This window comes from Stenotrophomonas sp. PD6, assembly GCF_049199305.1.
GTDB lineage: Bacteria > Pseudomonadota > Gammaproteobacteria > Xanthomonadales > Xanthomonadaceae > Stenotrophomonas.
The window spans coordinates 1-16,554 of record NZ_JBLZQD010000013.1 but is presented as its reverse complement, the minus strand read 5'-3'; the positions used below and the strand labels follow the sequence as shown (position 1 = coordinate 16,554).

Here is a 16,554-nt window from a genome sequence, read left to right as displayed (position 1 = left end):
CCCCCCCGCTGTTACTGGGGGCGGGGCTGAACACCCCGCCACCCCGTCGGTCGGGGGGGGCGGGGTTGTCCGGGGGCGCCCCCCTGAGCCGCCGCCGGCGGGGCGGCGCCCGCGGTTCGTTTCTCAGGCGTTTTCAGGCGCCGGTGCAGGGGCGGCGGCGGGTGCCGGCGCGTCCGGGGCCGCAGGTGCGGGCGTGGCTTCCGGTGCCGCCGGTGCCGGCGCGGGATCGGCCGCCTTGGGCCGCTTGTCGGCCAGCCACTTCTTGAAGTCTTCCTTGGACACCGCTTCGACCACGATCGGCATGAACCCATGGTCCTTGCCGCACAGTTCAGCGCACTGGCCGCGGTAGACGCCCACCTGTTCGATGTTGGTCCAGGCCTCGTTGATGAACCCGGGAATGGCGTCCTGCTTCCAGCCCAGGGCCGGCACCCACCACGCGTGGATCACGTCGTCGGAGGTGATGACGAAGCGGACCTTGGTATCCACCGGCAGCACCAGGCGGTTGTCCACATCGAGCAGGTAGTGCGGATGGCTTTCGCGGTCGGGCACCTTGCCGCTCTGGCGGACGCGGTCGGACTCACGGTCCAGGCGGCTGGTGAAGGTGACGTCCTCGCCCAGGTATTCGTACTTCCACATCCACTGATAGCCGGTGACCTTGACGGTCATTTCGGCATCGCGGGTGTCGTAGAACTTGATCAGGTTCGCGGTGGCCGGCCACGCCATCACCACCAGGATCAGCACGGGGATGACCGTCCAGATGATCTCTGCCTTGGTGTTGTGGCTGAACTGGGCGGCGACCGCGCCCTTGGATTTGCGGAACTTGAAGATGGCATAGAACATCGCGCCGAACACCAGCACGCCGATGACCGTACACACCCACAGCGAGAACATGTTGGATTCCCAGGCCAACCGCGAGCTCTGCGTGACCCCCTTGCCCATGTTCAGCTGCCACGGCTTCGGGTCGGCCGATTGGGCCCACGCCAGAGCCGGCGCCATCAGCGCTGCCCCACACCCCACTGCTGTTGCAAACGTCGTGCCCCACTTCTTGCATTGCTTCATTGCCTAGACCCTTAGCGTCGTCGGTTGCAGCCATCGCTGGCCGCGAGCAAGCCTTCTAGTGTCTCTGCCAGTGCCTGGCGTTCGGCCGGTGCGAGGAAACTCCCCACTTCCACCTGCCTACCGCTGGACGCAAGCCGGACCCTCTCGTCGTCGGTGATCAGCCGCACCCAATGGGGGTGGGCACTGAACACCGGCAATTCACCGGGTGCGGGGATGACCTCCACACACGCCGGCACTACCCGGATTTCTTCCTGCCGTTCACCACTACGCCACAACACACGCAGTGCCACTGCCAGCACCAGGCTGTACAGCAGCGCGAACAGGGGGGCGAACACGTTGCCGGTAACCCAGCCGAAGCCGGCGACCAGCCACATCACCCCCGCCAACACTTCAAACAACAGGACGAACTGCCGGGCATCGAGCGCCCGTGGGGGACGCAGCCGCAGTTGCGTTTCTGATCCGTCCGGAGCGGTGAGCACCTCGATCATGTCGCAACCGCGTTTTCCTGCCGCGGGAAACGTCTCGATGGTAGCCCTGATGTCGCGCGAGCGGCAAGGGTCCATTCACAGTTTCGGAAATGGTGCAACACAGCATGATGACCGGCGGTCGATTTGACGAAATCGGCACAATAAATGGGGTGCCGGGAGGATCGCCCAAATCCCCCTGTATGAAAGGCTATGACCGTGATCGAGAGCGCACACCCGATTGCTCCAGGGCGCGGAAAAACGATTAAAATGGTCAAGTTCTCCACGAGCCAACCGGCATGACCGCATCTTCCGCGCTTCCCCCTGCCCCGGCCTCGTCCGGCGCCTCCCGCCCGCCGCTGCTGTCCTCCGAGCTGCCGGCCGTTCCCAATGCGTTCCGCCAGGCGATCACCGATGCCTGGATGAAGGACGAGGCCAGCCACGTGCGCGAACTGCTGGCGCAGGCGCGGCTGCCCGCCGACGAACAGGCGCGGGTGCAGGCCACCGCCGCCGACCTGGTGGCGCGCGTGCGTGTACGCGCCCAGGACCAGGGCGCGATCGAAGCCTTCATGCGCCAGTACGACCTGGGCAGCGAGGAAGGCGTGCTGCTGATGTGCGTGGCCGAGGCGCTGCTGCGCATTCCGGACCAAGAGACGGCCGACAAGCTGATCCGCGACAAGCTGGGCGATGCCGACTGGAAGAAGCACCTGGGCGGCAGCGACTCGGTGCTGGTCAACGCCTCCACCTGGGGCCTGATGCTCACCGGCCGCATCGTGCAGATCAACGACGCCACCCGCGCCGACGTGCCGGGTGCGTTCGCGCGCCTGATGGGCCGCGTGGGTGAGCCGGTGATCCGCCTGGCCGTGCGCCAAGCGATGAAGATCATGGGCCACCAGTTCGTCATGGGCCGCACCATCGACGAGGCGCTGTCGCGCTCGCACAAGGGCGACAACGCCAGCTACCGCTATTCGTTCGACATGCTCGGCGAAGGCGCGCTGACCATGAAAGACGCCAAGCGTTACCTGGAAGACTACCGCCGCGCGATCCACTCGATCGGCGGCGACCACAAGGCGCGTGGCGGCCGCCCGGACGGCGACGTCAATTCGGCCCCGGGCATCTCGATCAAGTTGTCGGCACTGTATCCGCGCTACGAGCATGCCAAGCGCGCGCGCGTGATGGCCGACCTGGTCCCGGGCGTGCTGGAACTGGCCCAGCTCGCCAAGTCCTACGGCATCGGCTGCACGGTGGATGCCGAGGAAACCGACCGCCTGGAACTGTCGCTGGACATCATCGAAGCGGTGGTGAGCGATGCTTCGCTGGCCGGCTGGGAAGGCTTCGGCGTGGTGGTGCAGGCGTACCAGAAGCGCACCCCGTACACGATCGACTACCTGGCCGACCTGGCCCGCCGCATCGGCCGCCGCCTGCAGGTGCGCCTGGTCAAGGGCGCGTACTGGGACGCGGAAATCAAGCGCGCGCAGATCGACGGCCTGCCGGCCTACCCGGTGTTCACCCGCAAGCAGAACACCGACGTGTCCTACCTGGCCTGCGCCAAGCGTCTGTTCACGCATGCCGATGCGATCTATCCGATGTTCGCCACGCACAACGCGCACACCATCGCGGCGGTGCAGGCCATTGCGCAGGGCGGCCAGTACGAGCACCAGAAGCTGCACGGCATGGGCGATGACCTGTATGCCGAAGTCGTGCCGGCCAACCGTTTGAACGTGCCGTGCCGGGTGTACGCACCGGTGGGCTCGCACGAAGACCTGCTGCCGTACCTGGTGCGTCGCCTGCTCGAAAACGGCGCCAATTCCAGCTTCGTCAACCGCATCACCGACAACAACGTGGCCATCGACGACCTGATCCGCGACCCGGTCGACGCCGTGGCCTCGTTCGACTCGATTCCACACCCGAAAATCCCGCTGCCGGTCGATCTGCTGCGCAGCCAGAACCACGACAGGAAGAACTCCATGGGCGTCAATCTCGCCAACGACAACGATCTGCGCGCCCTGGCCGAGCAGCTCAACGCCGCCGTCAAGCCATGGCAGGCGGCCCCGCTGGTGCCGGGTGCGCAGCCCACCGGCGCCCTGTTGAACGTGGTCAACCCGTCCGACACCCGCCAGGTCGTCGGCCAGTGGCAGCCGGCCGACAGCGCCACCGTCGAGAAGGCGCTGGCCAATGCCGTCGCCGCGCAGCCGCAGTGGAACCGCACGCCGGCCGCCAGCCGCGCCGCCATCCTGGAACATGCCGCCGACCAGCTCGAAGCGCGCCTGCCGGAATTCATGGCGCTGTGCGTGAAGGAAGCCGGCAAGAGCCTGCCCGACGGCATCGCCGAAGTGCGCGAAGCGGTGGACTTCCTGCGCTACTACGCCAAGCAGGCGCGCGAGCAGTTCGGCCATGCCGAAAAGCTGCCCAGCCCGACCGGTGAATCCAACGAACTGCAGCTGCATGGCCGCGGCGTGTTCGTGTGCATCAGCCCGTGGAACTTCCCGCTGGCGATCTTCCTGGGCCAGGTCAGCGCCGCGCTGGCCGCCGGCAACAGCGTCATCGCCAAGCCGGCCGAACAGACCAACCTGATCGGCTACTACGCGGTGAAGCTGCTGCTCGATGCCGGCGTGCCCGAAGGCGTGGTGCAGTTCGTGCCCGGCGACGGTGCCACCGTCGGTGCCGCGCTCACCGCCGACCCGCGCGTGGCGGGCGTTGCCTTCACCGGTTCGACCGACACCGCGCGTGCGATCAACCGTGCGATGGCCGCGCGCGACGCCGCCATTGGCGTGCTGATCGCCGAAACCGGCGGCCAGAACGCCTTCATCGCCGACTCCTCGGCGCTGCCGGAACAGCTGGTCAAGGATGCGATTGGTTCGGCCTTCACCTCCGCCGGCCAGCGCTGCTCGGCCGCGCGCGTGCTGTTCGTGCAGGACGACATCGCCGACAAGGTGATGACCATGCTGGCCGGTGCGATGGCCGAACTGAAGATCGGCGACCCGGGCCTGCTGTCCACCGACGTCGGTCCGGTGATCGACGCCGACGCGCTGCAGATCCTGCAGGAACACGCGCTGCGCATGGAGAAGGAAGCGCGCCTGATCGCCGCTGCCGAGCTCAGCGAAGCCGCCGCGCACGGCACCTTCTTCGCCCCGCGTGCGTACGAACTGAAGAACCTTGACCAGCTGCACAAGGAAATCTTCGGGCCGGTGCTGCACGTGATCCGCTGGAAGGGCGACCAGCTGGATGCGGTGATCGACCAGATCAACGCCACCGGCTACGGCCTCACGTTGGGCGTGCATTCGCGCATCGACGAGACCGTGGACCGCATTGCGTCGCGCGTGAACGTGGGCAACGTGTACGTCAACCGCAACCAGATCGGTGCGGTGGTGGGCGTGCAGCCGTTCGGCGGCCAGGGCCTGTCCGGCACCGGCCCGAAGGCCGGCGGCCCGCACTACCTGCTGCGGTTTGCCACCGAAAAGACCGTTACCGTGAACACCACGGCGGCCGGCGGCAATGCTTCGCTGTTGACGTTGGGCGATTGATTCGGCGGATTCGAGCAGCGGGGCAGAGCCCCGCTCTACACGGCCGATGAACAAAAAACCCCGCGAAAGCGGGGTTTTTTGTGGGTGGCGTCAGTCGGCGTGGATCGCCTCGATTTCATCGCGCATCAGCAGGTCTTCGCCCATGTAGCGCTCGAACTTGATGCGGCCGAAGCCGGCGGCATACCAGGCCTCGATGCGGTTGTCTTCGAAGGTGGCCGTGACGTGGCAGGCATCCTTGAAGGTGCGCGGCGCGTTGTCGACCGTGGCCTCCACGTTCTCGAAGCCGACGAAGGTGTAGTCGTTGAAACCGTCGTAGTCGACCGGCTCCACCGTTTCTTCCACATGGTGGGTGCGCTCGCCGCTGCCGTTGACCACGAAGCGCTCGCCCGGCTTGGCGCTCTGCGGGAAGCTCGGCGCCGGCTTGAAGGTGTCGGTCATCACCGGCTGGGAGGCATCGCCGCCCCAGGCGGAAATGCCGTAGCGGTCCTGGCCGAGCAGCTGGCGGCCGCTGGCATCGTAGTAGCTGGCGGTACCCACGCCGCCACCTGCGCTGTGCACCTTGATGGCGTCCTGGCCGTTGAAGGACGTCTTCTCGATGGTCAGCGTTTCATCGCCGGTCGACCAGCGCAGGCCCGGGGTTAGCGTGAAGCAGGTGGCGAAGTCGGCAGCGGCAAAGGCCGGTGCGGCCAGCAGGGACAGGCCCAGGGCCAGGGTGGAACGAAGCAGAACGGGCGACATGTGGTTTCCTTGTCATGGATCGTGAAGCGGTACCTGCGCCGCAGGCGGCAGCAGCCGGTTGCGCGCGGACGGGGATTGTACGGGGGTGTGGCATGATCCGGCCATGCGCTCACATGTCCTGCCGTTGCTGCTGGCGATCTTCCTGTCCACAACCCCTGCCGCCACGGCGGCGGCCACGGAACGCGTGCTGGTGTTCACCAGTACCGCCAAATTCCGCCACGACTCGATTCCCACGGCCGTGAGCACGCTGCGCCTGCTGGCCGAGCGCGAGCGGATGGCGGTGGACCAGAGCGAGAACCCGGCCGACTTCAACGACGCCAACCTGGCCCGCTACCGCGTGGTGGTGTTTGCCAACACTACCGGCGACGTACTCGATGCCACGCAGCAGCAGGCGATGGAGCACTTCATCCGCGCCGGTGGCGGTTTCATGGGCGTGCATTCGGCGGCGGACACCGAATACGACTGGCCATGGTATGGGCGGCTGGTGGGCGCGTACTTCAAGAACCACCCGGACGGCCTGCAGTTCAGCCGCGTGCAGCCCGAGCGCGACGGCAAGCCATACGGCACCTCGTGGCCGGTGCGCGACGAGCTCTACAACTACCGCAGCAACCCGCGCGCGGCGGTGCAGGTCATCGCCACCGTGGATGAGCGGCAGTACCAGGGCGGCACGATGGGCGCCGACCATCCCATTGCGTGGTGCCATCCGTTTGATGGCGGGCGCAGCTGGTATACGGGTCTGGGGCATGACACGGGCCTGTACCGCAACCGCGATTTCCTCGCGCACCTGCGGCAGGGGTTGTTGTATGCGGCGGGGCGTTCACCGGAATGCTGAGGCGCGATACGGTGGCCAGATGGGTATGGCCGACTGCATAGAGCAGATGGGGTAAAACGCACTCGACTGGGTAGAGCCGACTGTTAGTCGGCTGCTCTCCGCGCGGAAGCTGATGGCAGGCGAACGACAGCGGACTAACAGTCCGCTCTACCCAGTCCGCTCTACCCAGTCCGCTCTACCCAGTCCGCTCTACCCCGTCGGCTCGGCTCGTTCGATACAGCGCCGGCTCTCCCGCCGCTGCTCGACAGGGCGGATGATATAGACCACCTCATCATCCCAGTCGCGCCTGCCAATCTCGAAGCGCTCGACTGGAGCAAGCGTTTGCAGCCAATCGGGCACATCCTGGTCCCAGGAGACACTGTCGAAGCTCCTTGGGAACGAAGTACCGTTCGGATTTTCCGAGTGCAGCCAGATGGAATCGCTCCCAGTGTCTTGGTAGAGCTCGACCCAGCATTGAACGGCGCGCTTCTGGGTTGCCAGCTCCCCAGCGAGCCAGCCAAGCCCGCGAATGGCGATGGCCGCAACGGCCACGCGATCTTCAATACAACGGTTGCCCTTGCTCTTGAAGTCCGGATGCGTGTGCCAGTGGTCGAACCACGGTGACTGCACCATGCGCCTGAGATGGCGCTGCTTTCGCTGCTCCTCGCGCGCCCAGTAGGCCCGCATCTTCTTCAGGTAGCGTCGATCCATCATCGCCTCCACATGCATTGAGGAATCAGCATATCGCGTCGATGGCGATGGGGTAGAGCCGACTCGAAGGGGTGCTGTTCGGCTCAAACGCAGAAGGCCCCGCTTGCGCGGGGCCTTCTGGTGTTACGCGGCGCGAACGCCGTGGATCAGAACTTGTAGTTGACCGAAGCGGCCAGCACGTCGCCGCGGACCTTGTACTTGCCGGTCAGCGAGTTGCCCTGGTTGTTGGTGGTGGCCGGGACATTCAGGTTCGGATCGCTGGTGAACAGGTGGGTGTAGCCGAAGTTGTATTCGATGTTCGCCGACGGGGTCCAGCCCACGCCCAGCGACAGCCACTTGCGGCTGGTGTCCGGCACGCGGACGTCGCGGTGCGCGTCGGTGGTCGGGGTCTGGTCATACGCCACGCCGCCACGCAGGGTGACGGTGTCGCTCAGCTTGAAGTCGGTACCCAGCGAGACGAAGGTCGTGTCGCGGTAGCCGAATTCCAGCACCGAGTCCGGCTGCGCCGAAGCGTAGTCGATGGTGACCTGGTCGAACGCGGTCGACCAGGCGGTACGGGTGACGTCACCCATCACGGTCCAGCGGTCGTTGACGTTGTGGGTCACGCTCATGGTGGCCGAGGCCGGCAGGGTCAGCGTGGCCTTGCCCGAGGTGCTCACGAAGCGACCCGGCTGGGCCACGGCCAGCACGGCAGCAGCGTTGGCCGGCACGTCGAAGGTGGCGTCGCCGCCGGTGATCTTGTGCTCGACCTTGGAACGGTAGCTGAAGCCGATGTGGGTGTTCTCATCCGGGCTGAACAGACCGCCGATGGTCCAACCCACGGCGTTGTTGTCGCCTTCCACGGTCAGCTTGCCATCGGCGCTGCCCGGGGCGAAGCCCGGCACGCGGGACTGGGCCAGCGCGGTGCCGAAGTCGATGTTGTTGCTCAGTTCGATGGTCAGGTGCTCAACGAACACCGACGCGCCGAAGGACACGTACGGGTTGACGTCGTACGAGGCGGCAAAGCCCAGGTCGATCGCCTTCAGGTCAGTCTTCAGGCCGCTGTAGCGACCCACCCAGCCGTTGTCGTAGTCGGTCTTGAAGCCGAACGGCGCGGTCAGCGACACACCGAAGTGGGCCTGCTCGCCGATCGGCATGTGGAAGTACGCGGCCGGAACCGGGGCAATCATGCCGGCGTCGCCGCCGTCACCGCCGGTCTGCGGCTGGCCGGTCGGCTTGCGGCCGGTGCCCTTGAATTCTGCCTTGAAGCTGATGGCGCTCAGGTCACCCTGGATCTGGGTGCCTTCCAGCTGGCGCATGCCGGCCGGATTGACGGCGATGATCGAGGCGTCGCCCTGGGCGCTGCCCGAGCCGGCGAAGGCACGGCCGAGGCCCTTGGCGCTGTTTTCCTTCAGCTGGAAGGCGGCGGCGTTGACGTGGCCAACGGCCAGGACACCGGCAATGCCGACGGCCAGGGCGGTGACGCGGGCGAGGGTGGAAGCGGTATGCATCGTTTGTTCTCTCCGGAAATGCGTGTGATGTTTGGCAACGCGCGCCTGCGCCATTTCCCGCCCCGAAAGGCCGAAAACAACGCGCCGGATTCCCCTCCCGACATACGACGCCGTATGCGAGTATACCGAGACCGGTTAATGAAACAATAACGGTCTTCGCCCTTCCGGCTATTCAGGCTGAACCCGCCACACGCCCTTCAGGAGCCTTGGCGCGCTAGGCTAGCGCCCACCCATGTTCGTCTCGCTCCCCTCCCGCAAGAAGTCCGCCGTCCGCTGGGCCACGCCCCTGCTGTTCGCCACGCTATGGGCGGCGTTCCTGTGGTCGATCTCGCGGCCGGGCGATGCGCGGCGCAGCCTGTGGATGGACTGGGGCGCCCTGTCGACCGGGCTGACCCGGCCGCTGGACTGGTGGGCCACCGTCGAAGACGGCAGCGTGCTGCGGCTGTTCACCGCCCTGTTCCTGCATGCGGACTGGTCGCACCTGCTGGGCAACCTGGTGTTCCTGCTGATCTTCGGCCTGCCGGCCGAGCGGGTACTGGGACCGTGGCGGCTGATCCTGCTTTTCCTGGTGGGTGGCGCGATCTCCAACCTGACCGCGATCTACACGATGGGCAACCCGGACCAGATCATCATCGGCGCCAGCGGCGCGGTGTCGGCGCTGATCGGGGCGTATCTGGCGCTGTTCCCCGGCGCGCGGCTGGGGGTGGTGATCCCGCTGGGCCTGTTCCTGGAATTCGTGCGCGCACCGGCCTACCTGCTGATCGGCGTGTGGGCCGGGCTGCAGGTGGTGTTTGCCTATATCGGCCCGACCTTCGGCATGGTGGCCTGGTGGGCGCATATCGCCGGGTTCGTGTTCGGGCTGGCGTACGGGGTCTATGTGCGCGCGGCGATTGCCCGGCGGCTGCGGAAGCGGCACGGGTTCTAGGGCGTGGCCAGACCGTAGGTCTGCCAGCCCGGTAGCGCCGGCCGTTGGCCGGCCCAGGCGGCGGTTCCGGCGTTCATGAGGGCCGGCCAACGGCCGGCGCTACCTCACGGTTTGGTAGCAGGGGTGGCTTCCGGCTTCGGTGCCGGCTTTGCTTCCGGAACTGGCTTCGCTTCTGTCGCAGGCTTCGCTTCTGTCGCAGGCTTCGCTTCTGCCGCAGGCTTCGCTTCTGCCGCAGGCTTGGCCTCTGTCGCCGGTTTAGCTTCCGCCTTCGGCGCCGGCTTTTTCGCGGCTTCCGCCTTCTGCCGGGCCGCCACCGAACCGGGCTGCTTCAGCTCGGCCAGCGCGTCGTTGATCGGGCCATCACCGGGCAGTACATCGCCGGCCTTGTAGCCCTCGCCGCCTTCGTCGTCACCGCGCAGGTGGCCCGGCAAGGTGGCCTCGCTGTAGTCGGACAGGCTGGCGGGCAGGTCGTCGTCCGCGCCCGGCTTCTTCTCCGGCTGCAGCACGACGTCGGGCACGATGCCGGTGGCCTGGATCGACTTGCCGCTGGGGGTGAAGTACCGCGCAGTAGTCAGCTTGACCGAATCGCCGTTGTCCAGCGGCAGCACGGTCTGCACCGAGCCCTTGCCGAAGCTGCGGCTGCCAACCACGCGCGCGCGCCCGTTGTCGCGCAACGCACCGGCCAGCACTTCCGACGCGCTCGCCGATCCGGCATCGGCCAGCACCACCACCGGCGCGCCCTTGAGCAGGTCGCCCGGGGTAGCGTCGAAGCGCGCGTCGCTGATCGCGATGCGGCCGCGGGTGCTCACGATGTTGCCCTTGTCGAGCAGGTCGTCGGCAACCTGCACGGCGGCGGTGAGCAGGCCGCCGGGATTGCTGCGCAGGTCCAGTACCAGCCCCTTGAGCTTGCCACCGGCCTGCTGCTGCAACTGCGCCACATGCTTCTGGAAGTCGGCGCCGGTATCGGCCTGGAAGGTGCTCAGGCGGATGTAGCCGTAGCCCGGCTCCAGCATGCGGCTGCGCACGCTGGTGACGCGGATGGTTTCGCGGGTGATCGAGACATCGAACGGCTTGGCCTTGCCCTCGCGCACGATGGTGAGCACCACCTTGCTGCCGGCCTTGCCACGCAGCGGCTCGGTGGCCTCGATGGCGCTGATCGGCTTGCCGTCGATGGCGATGATCAGGTCGCCGGCCAGAACACCGGCCTTGGCCGCCGGGGTGTCGTCGATCGGCGAGATGACCTTCAGGCTGCTGTTGTCCGGCTGCTGCTGCAGTTCCACGCCGATGCCTTCATAGGCACCTTCGGCCTGCTCGTCGAAGGCTTCGGCATCTTCCTTGTCGAAATAGGTGCTGTGCGGATCCAGGTCCAGCAACAGGCCGCGGATGGCCGACTGCATCAGCTTCTTGTCGTCCACCGGCTCCACGTAGGCCGCGCGCACCGCGTTGTAGACCGCCACGTAACGGCGGATTTCCTCCAGCGGTACGCGCGAGGTCACCGCCTCTTCGGTGGACGCCTCGTCGCCTGTGCGTTCCGGCACCGGGGTGGTCTGCTGTGCCCAGGACAGCGCGGGCACCAGGGCCAGCAGCAGGGTGGCGGAACGGGCTACGCGCATGAAGCACTCCAGGGTGAGCGGGGGACGGGACGACACGCACCAGCGATGCGTGGCCCGATTATGCGCGAAGGCACGATAAATTCTTGTTGAATCTACTGCCGCTGCAACCACGAAGACGGATCCACCGGCTGCCCACCACGCCGCAATTCAAAGTAAAGCGCCGTGACGCCCTGCCCGCCGGAGTTGCCGACCTTGGCCACGGCCTCCCCCTTCTTGACGGTCGCACCGGCGTCACGCAGCAGCGTGTCGTTGTGCGCGTAGAGGCTCATGTAGCCATTGCCATGGTCCACGATGAGGATCATGCCGTAGCCGGTCATCCAGTCCGAGAACACCACGGTGCCATCGGCCACGGCAGTGACGGTGCTGCCGGCAGGCGCGCCGATCAGCACGCCGCTGCTGGTACGGCCGTCGGGAAGCTTGCCGCCATAGCGCGCCAGCAGGTTGCCCGACAGCGGCCAGCCCAGGCCGCCCACCTTCGGCGCCGGTGCGGAGGCCACGGCAGGCGGGGTCTTGCCCGGGCGCGGCGGCGGCCGGGTGCCGTTGGCGGCGGCGGCCCGTTCGGCCTTTTCTGCGGCGGCCTTCTCTGCCGCGGCGCGGCGCGCGGCAGCACGCCGTTCCGCCTCGGCCCGCGCAGCCGCGGCGCGCAGGTTCGCCAGCAGCGATTCCAGTGCCTTGGCATCCTGGCCGAGCGCCTTCTCGCGTTCGCTGCGGTCCTTGTAACGCTCGTCCAGGCTGGCCACGGTGGCGGCCCGGGTCCGACGATCATTGGCCAGCGTCGCCGCCTGCTGCTTCTGCTGCTGGCGGGTTCCTTCCAGCGCCTGACGGCGTTCGACGATCTGCGCCTCCACCGACTCCAGTTCGGTGAGGTCGGCGGTCAGCGCACCGATCCGTCGTGCGCGCTCGCGCTGCATGTAGCGGTGATAGGCCAGCGTGCGGTTGGCATCGGCCACCCGGTCCTGCGACAGCAGCAGTTTCAGCGGCGCGTTGTTGCCGACCCGGTAGGCGGCACGCAGCAGCGAGGCCAGTTCCTGGCGCTGCTGCTGAAGCCCGGCCTGCAGCGCGCTGCGGCGGTGCTGCAGTTCCTGCAGGGCGCGGGTTTCGCGCTGCAGTGCCGTTTCGGTCTGGGCCAGCACGCGGCCGGTCGTTGCCACCTTCTCGTCGGCCTCGCGCAGCTGGCGCGATGCCTGGCCGCGCTGGCCTTCCAGGGTGCGCCGTTCCTGCGCCACGCCCTTCAGTTCGGTGCGCAGCTTCTGCAGCTTGCGTTCGGCTTCTTTCGGGTTCTGCGCGGCCAGCGGCGCCGACCCGAGCAGTGCTGCCACCAGCACCCACATCGACAGTGCCACCTGCCAACGCGACCCACGGCCGCGCCCAGCGATCGGATTGTTATTCCGGCGTGAGGAAGAGACGTTGGTGCGCAAGGGCTTTCCAGTGACTTCAGGCAGATGCGGATCGCAGCGCTGCATGGTGACATTCCTGCAGGCGGCCTGCCAGCCGCATACCGGACGAACCCACATGAAACGTTTCCCGCTCCCGCTGCTGTTGGCCCTGGTGCTGCCTTGCGCGCCTGCCTTTGCCAACGAGAGCATCAGCAAGGTCAATGGCAGCATCCATGCCACCTCTGGCCAGGCCTATGGCGACCTCGAAACCGTCAACGGCGGCATCACGGTGGACGAAGACACCGAGACCGCCGACATCCAGACCGTCAATGGCGGCATCAAGATCGGCGACCGTGCCCGCACCCGTGGCATTTCCACGGTGAACGGCAGCATCCGGGTCGGCCAGAAGGTGGAGATCGATGGCGATCTTGAAACCGTCAACGGCAGCATCTTCACCGACCGCGGTACCCGCATCGATGGCAGCCTGGAGACGGTCAATGGCGGCATCGGGCTGGTCGAGACCCGGCTTTCCAAGGGCATCGAGACGGTCAACGGCGACATCACCGTCGGTATCGGGTCGGTGGTCGAGGGCGGCATCCACGTCAACAAGCCGAACTTCAGCCTGTCGCTGGGGCCGGGCCGCAAGCCGCGCGTGATCATCGGCCCCAATGCGGCGGTGAACGGTCCGCTGCAGTTCGACCGTGAGGTCACGCTGTACGTGCATCGCAGCGGGCACATCGGTCCGGTGACCGGCGCCACGCCCGTACCGTTCGACACCGACGCGGCGCCAAACGATTGATACTCTGTCACCCGGTGCCCGCGCACCGGCCCTTTGTCTCCAGGAATCGATGATGTCCCGCAAACTTCTGTTGTGCCTGGCCGCCACTGCCGCGCTGACCGCGTGCAAGGGCGAGACCGCTGCACCGGCGCCCACGCCGGTCGCTGACACCGCCCCGGCCGCTGCCGGCCACGCCTTCTCGCCGGAGATCAACGCGGGCGACTTCGGCGAGCTGGTCAAGACGCTGGCCTCGGACGAGTTCGAAGGCCGCGCCCCCGGCAGCACCGGCGAAGACCGCACCGTGGAGTACATCCGCGACCAGATGCAGCGCATCGGCCTGCAGCCGGGCAACGGCGACAGCTGGTTCCAGGAGGTGGCGATGACCGAAACCACCGCCGATGAAAGCACCGTGCTGAAGCTGGACCAGGCCGGCAAGACCCGCGAGCTGAAGTTCGGCACCGACATGGTGATCGGCACGCGCAGCGGCCAGAAGGAAGTGAAGATCGACGGCAGCGACCTGGTCTTCGTCGGCTACGGCGTGGACGCGCCGGAGCAGAAGTGGAACGACTATGCCGGCCAGGACTGGAAGGGCAAGACGGTGGTGATGTTCGTCAACGACCCGGGCTTCCACGTCAACGACGACAAGCTGTTCGACGGCAAGCGCATGACCTACTACGGGCGCTGGACCTACAAGTTCGAGGAAGCCGCGCGCAAGGGCGCTGCCGCCGCGCTGATCGTGCACGACACCGCCGGCGCCTCCTATGGCTGGGACGTGGTCAAGAATTCGTGGGCGGGCCCGCAGTACGACCTCACCGCCAAGGATGATCCGGAGCCGCGCCTGCCGGCACAGGGTTGGCTGAGCGCCGACGCTGCGCGCCAGCTGTTCGCCGACGCCGGGCTCGACCTGGACCAGGCCTACAAGGATGCCAACAAGCGTGGCTTCAAGCCGGTGCCGCTGAAGGCCAAGCTGTCGCTGGACCTGAAGAGCACCATCGCCGAGAAGAAGTCGCGCAACGTGGTCGGCGTGCTGCCGGGTGCGAAGCAGGCTGATGAGGCGGTGCTGTACATGGCGCACTGGGATCACCTGGGCAAGCACGAGGGCGAGCAGGGCGACAACATCTACAACGGTGCCGTCGACAATGCCACCGGCGTGGCCGGCATCCTGGAAGTCGCCGATGCCATGGCGCACCAGCAGCCGGCACCGGAGCGTTCGGTGGTGTTCCTGGCGGTCACGCTGGAAGAGTCGGGCCTGCTGGGCTCGAAGTACTACGTGAACCACCCGACCTTCCCGCTGGACAAGATTGCCGGTGTGATCAACATCGACGCGATGTCGGTGGCCGGCCGCGCCAAGGACATGACCGTGACCGGTTTCGGCAGCTCGGAACTGGAAGACATCCTCAAGCCGCTGGCCGCCTCGCAGAAGCGCACGCTGCATGGCGAGAGCTCGGTGCAGAGCGGCTTCTACTTCCGTTCGGACCACTTCAACTTCGCCAAGGCAGGCGTGCCTGCGCTGTATGCCGACGGTGGCGAAGACCTGCTGGATGGCGGCGTGGACGCCGGCCGCAAGGCGGCCGAGGCCTATGGCCGCGACCGTTACCACGGCCCGAAGGACGAGTACGACGCCAGCACCTGGAAGCTGGACGGCACGGTGGAAGATCTGCAGCTGCTGTACGGCGTCGGCAAGGAACTGGCTGTCGGTGGCCGTTGGCCGAACTGGTACGAAGGCAATCCGTTCAAGGCAGCCCGCGACGAGATGATGAAGGGCAAGACCGAGGCGGCTGCGCCTGCCGCGAAGTAAGCCCGGTTCACATTGCTGGCTCTAAAGAAGCGGCGCCCTGATGGGCGCCGCTTTTTTTGGGTCATTCTGTCGCTGATGGCCAGCGACTCCAGCAGTAAGGGTATTCGCCTACCTTTGTGGTGAGTCCGGAACGAACGGGGTTCTCGAGGAGGTGGTTGGCCTGTTCAAGCAGCGATTCGTCCGAGCGAACGCAGTGATCGTAGAAGCCGCGTTGCCAGAGGGAGGCCCCCTGAGTGCCGCGGTGCAGGTTCACTGCGCGTGCGGAGCGGGATTTGAAGGCCTGCATGCAGCGACTGATGTTGCCGTTGCCCAGTTGCATGAGCCAGTGGATGTGATCGGGCATGACCACCCAGGCGAGAGTCTTCGAACGCTTTTCCCGGTCGGAGCAGCGCAGGGCTTCGACCACGCATTCGACGGTGGCGTCGTCGATGAAGATGCGTTGGCGGTCAGCGACTGTGGTGGTGAGCATGTAGTACGCCCCTTGGAGGGAGCGACGACCGATGAGGAGGCGTGGACTGGACATGACCACAGGGTGGCGTTTGCCCGGGATCGGTTGTATCCGGGAAGTCTCAATCAAGATGTCAGATGACGCCGGTAGGGTTGCATCCCGATCAACCGCCGAGGTGGTGATTACCCCATTGGGGCATGACCACGAACGAAAAAAAACCCCGTTGCGTGAGCAACGGGGTTTTCGGGGTATAAACCCTGGCGATGACCTACTCTCGCATGGCTTGAGCCACACTACCATCGGCGCAGCTGCGTTTCACTTCCGAGTTCGGGATGGGATCGGGTGGTTCCACAGCGCTAAGTTCACCAGGGAGACGGTTGGAGCAGCGCATTGCGCCAGCTCGGCATTTGTCTCCGTGCCACACGACCCACAGTCGTGTGCTACCGGGTGCAGGCCCCTCAAAATCAGGTCCCTACATTAAAGAGAAAACCCCGTTGCGTGAGCAACGGGGTTTTCGGGGTATAAACCCTGGCGATGACCTACTCTCGCATGGCTTGAGCCACACTACCATCGGCGCAGCTGCGTTTCACTTCCGAGTTCGGGATGGGATCGGGTGGTTCCACAGCGCTAATTTCACCAGGGAGGCTTTTGGAGTGTCGCCGCAGAGCGTGTCTTTGCAGGGAGCGGGCACGTGTGTGCCGGCTTTACAAAGAGACGCGCCTGAGCGCCTGCCTCTCGTTTGGTCTTGTGACGTAGCGTGCACTTGGGATCTATCGACATGTCATGTCGGCCAAGGCAACTTGAGGTTATATGGTCAAG

13 protein-coding genes and 2 rRNA genes are annotated in these 16,554 nt (G+C 66.3%); 5 read left to right on the top strand and 10 right to left on the bottom strand.

What is annotated here, in order from left to right:
• Positions 1-123: 123 nt before the first annotated feature.
• Positions 124-1,059: a cytochrome c oxidase subunit II gene (gene coxB / locus ACOZHM_RS15935; protein WP_421570289.1), complete on the bottom strand. Its 936-nt coding sequence runs from the start codon at positions 1,057-1,059 to the stop codon at positions 124-126.
• A gap of 11 nt (positions 1,060-1,070) precedes the next feature.
• Entirely contained in the window at positions 1,071-1,547 is a 477-nt protein-coding gene (locus tag ACOZHM_RS15930) for a DUF2244 domain-containing protein (RefSeq protein ID WP_421570371.1), read from the bottom strand.
• A gap of 275 nt (positions 1,548-1,822) precedes the next feature.
• Between ACOZHM_RS15930 and putA the strand changes: the two genes are divergently transcribed.
• Positions 1,823-5,047 (top strand): bifunctional proline dehydrogenase/L-glutamate gamma-semialdehyde dehydrogenase PutA, encoded by a 3,225-nt coding sequence (gene putA, locus ACOZHM_RS15925; RefSeq protein ID WP_421570288.1) that lies wholly within the window; start codon positions 1,823-1,825, stop codon positions 5,045-5,047.
• 90 nt (positions 5,048-5,137) lie between these two features.
• On the opposite strand, the gene ACOZHM_RS15920 is transcribed toward putA, so the two are convergent.
• The gene (locus ACOZHM_RS15920; RefSeq protein WP_421570287.1) at positions 5,138-5,785 is read right to left on the bottom strand and encodes a hypothetical protein; all 648 of its coding nucleotides are present in this window, start codon (positions 5,783-5,785) and stop codon (positions 5,138-5,140) included.
• Positions 5,786-5,888: 103 nt separating this feature from the next.
• On the opposite strand from ACOZHM_RS15920, the gene ACOZHM_RS15915 reads away from it, so the two are divergent.
• Entirely contained in the window at positions 5,889-6,617 is a 729-nt protein-coding gene (locus tag ACOZHM_RS15915) for a ThuA domain-containing protein (protein WP_421570286.1), read from the top strand.
• Between the two features lie 189 nt (positions 6,618-6,806).
• On the opposite strand, the gene ACOZHM_RS15910 is transcribed toward ACOZHM_RS15915, so the two are convergent.
• Positions 6,807-7,307, bottom strand: a complete 501-nt coding sequence (locus ACOZHM_RS15910) for a hypothetical protein (RefSeq protein WP_421570285.1) — start codon at positions 7,305-7,307, stop codon at positions 6,807-6,809.
• Positions 7,308-7,453: 146 nt separating this feature from the next.
• On the bottom strand, positions 7,454-8,797 hold the full coding sequence (locus ACOZHM_RS15905) for an outer membrane protein transport protein (RefSeq protein WP_421570284.1): 1,344 nt from the start codon (positions 8,795-8,797) through the stop codon (positions 7,454-7,456).
• Between the two features lie 232 nt (positions 8,798-9,029).
• Between ACOZHM_RS15905 and ACOZHM_RS15900 the strand changes: the two genes are divergently transcribed.
• On the top strand, positions 9,030-9,722 hold the full coding sequence (locus ACOZHM_RS15900; protein ID WP_421570283.1) for a rhomboid family intramembrane serine protease: 693 nt from the start codon (positions 9,030-9,032) through the stop codon (positions 9,720-9,722).
• A gap of 104 nt (positions 9,723-9,826) precedes the next feature.
• Here the strand turns inward: ACOZHM_RS15900 and ACOZHM_RS15895 are convergent, their stop codons facing one another.
• Together ACOZHM_RS15895 and ACOZHM_RS15890 are read right to left on the bottom strand one after the other, a co-directional pair.
• Positions 9,827-11,335 (bottom strand): S41 family peptidase, encoded by a 1,509-nt coding sequence (locus ACOZHM_RS15895; RefSeq protein ID WP_421570282.1) that lies wholly within the window; start codon positions 11,333-11,335, stop codon positions 9,827-9,829.
• A gap of 92 nt (positions 11,336-11,427) precedes the next feature.
• Positions 11,428-12,666: a murein hydrolase activator EnvC family protein gene (locus ACOZHM_RS15890; RefSeq protein WP_421570370.1), complete on the bottom strand. Its 1,239-nt coding sequence runs from the start codon at positions 12,664-12,666 to the stop codon at positions 11,428-11,430.
• Positions 12,667-12,847: 181 nt separating this feature from the next.
• Between ACOZHM_RS15890 and ACOZHM_RS15885 the strand changes: the two genes are divergently transcribed.
• Complete coding sequence (locus ACOZHM_RS15885; protein WP_421570281.1) at positions 12,848-13,510, top strand: hypothetical protein; 663 nt, start codon at positions 12,848-12,850, stop codon at positions 13,508-13,510.
• Positions 13,511-13,562: 52 nt separating this feature from the next.
• Complete coding sequence (locus ACOZHM_RS15880; protein WP_421570280.1) at positions 13,563-15,287, top strand: M28 family metallopeptidase; 1,725 nt, start codon at positions 13,563-13,565, stop codon at positions 15,285-15,287.
• 61 nt (positions 15,288-15,348) lie between these two features.
• Here the strand turns inward: ACOZHM_RS15880 and ACOZHM_RS15875 are convergent, their stop codons facing one another.
• The 3 genes from ACOZHM_RS15875 to rrf (ACOZHM_RS15865) form a co-directional block, all read right to left on the bottom strand.
• A complete protein-coding gene (locus ACOZHM_RS15875) occupies positions 15,349-15,810 on the bottom strand; it encodes an REP-associated tyrosine transposase (RefSeq protein WP_421570279.1) in 462 nt (153 codons plus the stop codon).
• A gap of 180 nt (positions 15,811-15,990) precedes the next feature.
• A 5S ribosomal RNA gene (gene rrf, locus ACOZHM_RS15870) occupies positions 15,991-16,105 on the bottom strand.
• A gap of 156 nt (positions 16,106-16,261) precedes the next feature.
• A 5S ribosomal RNA gene (gene rrf / locus ACOZHM_RS15865) occupies positions 16,262-16,376 on the bottom strand.
• Between the last annotated feature and the right edge of the window lie 178 nt (positions 16,377-16,554).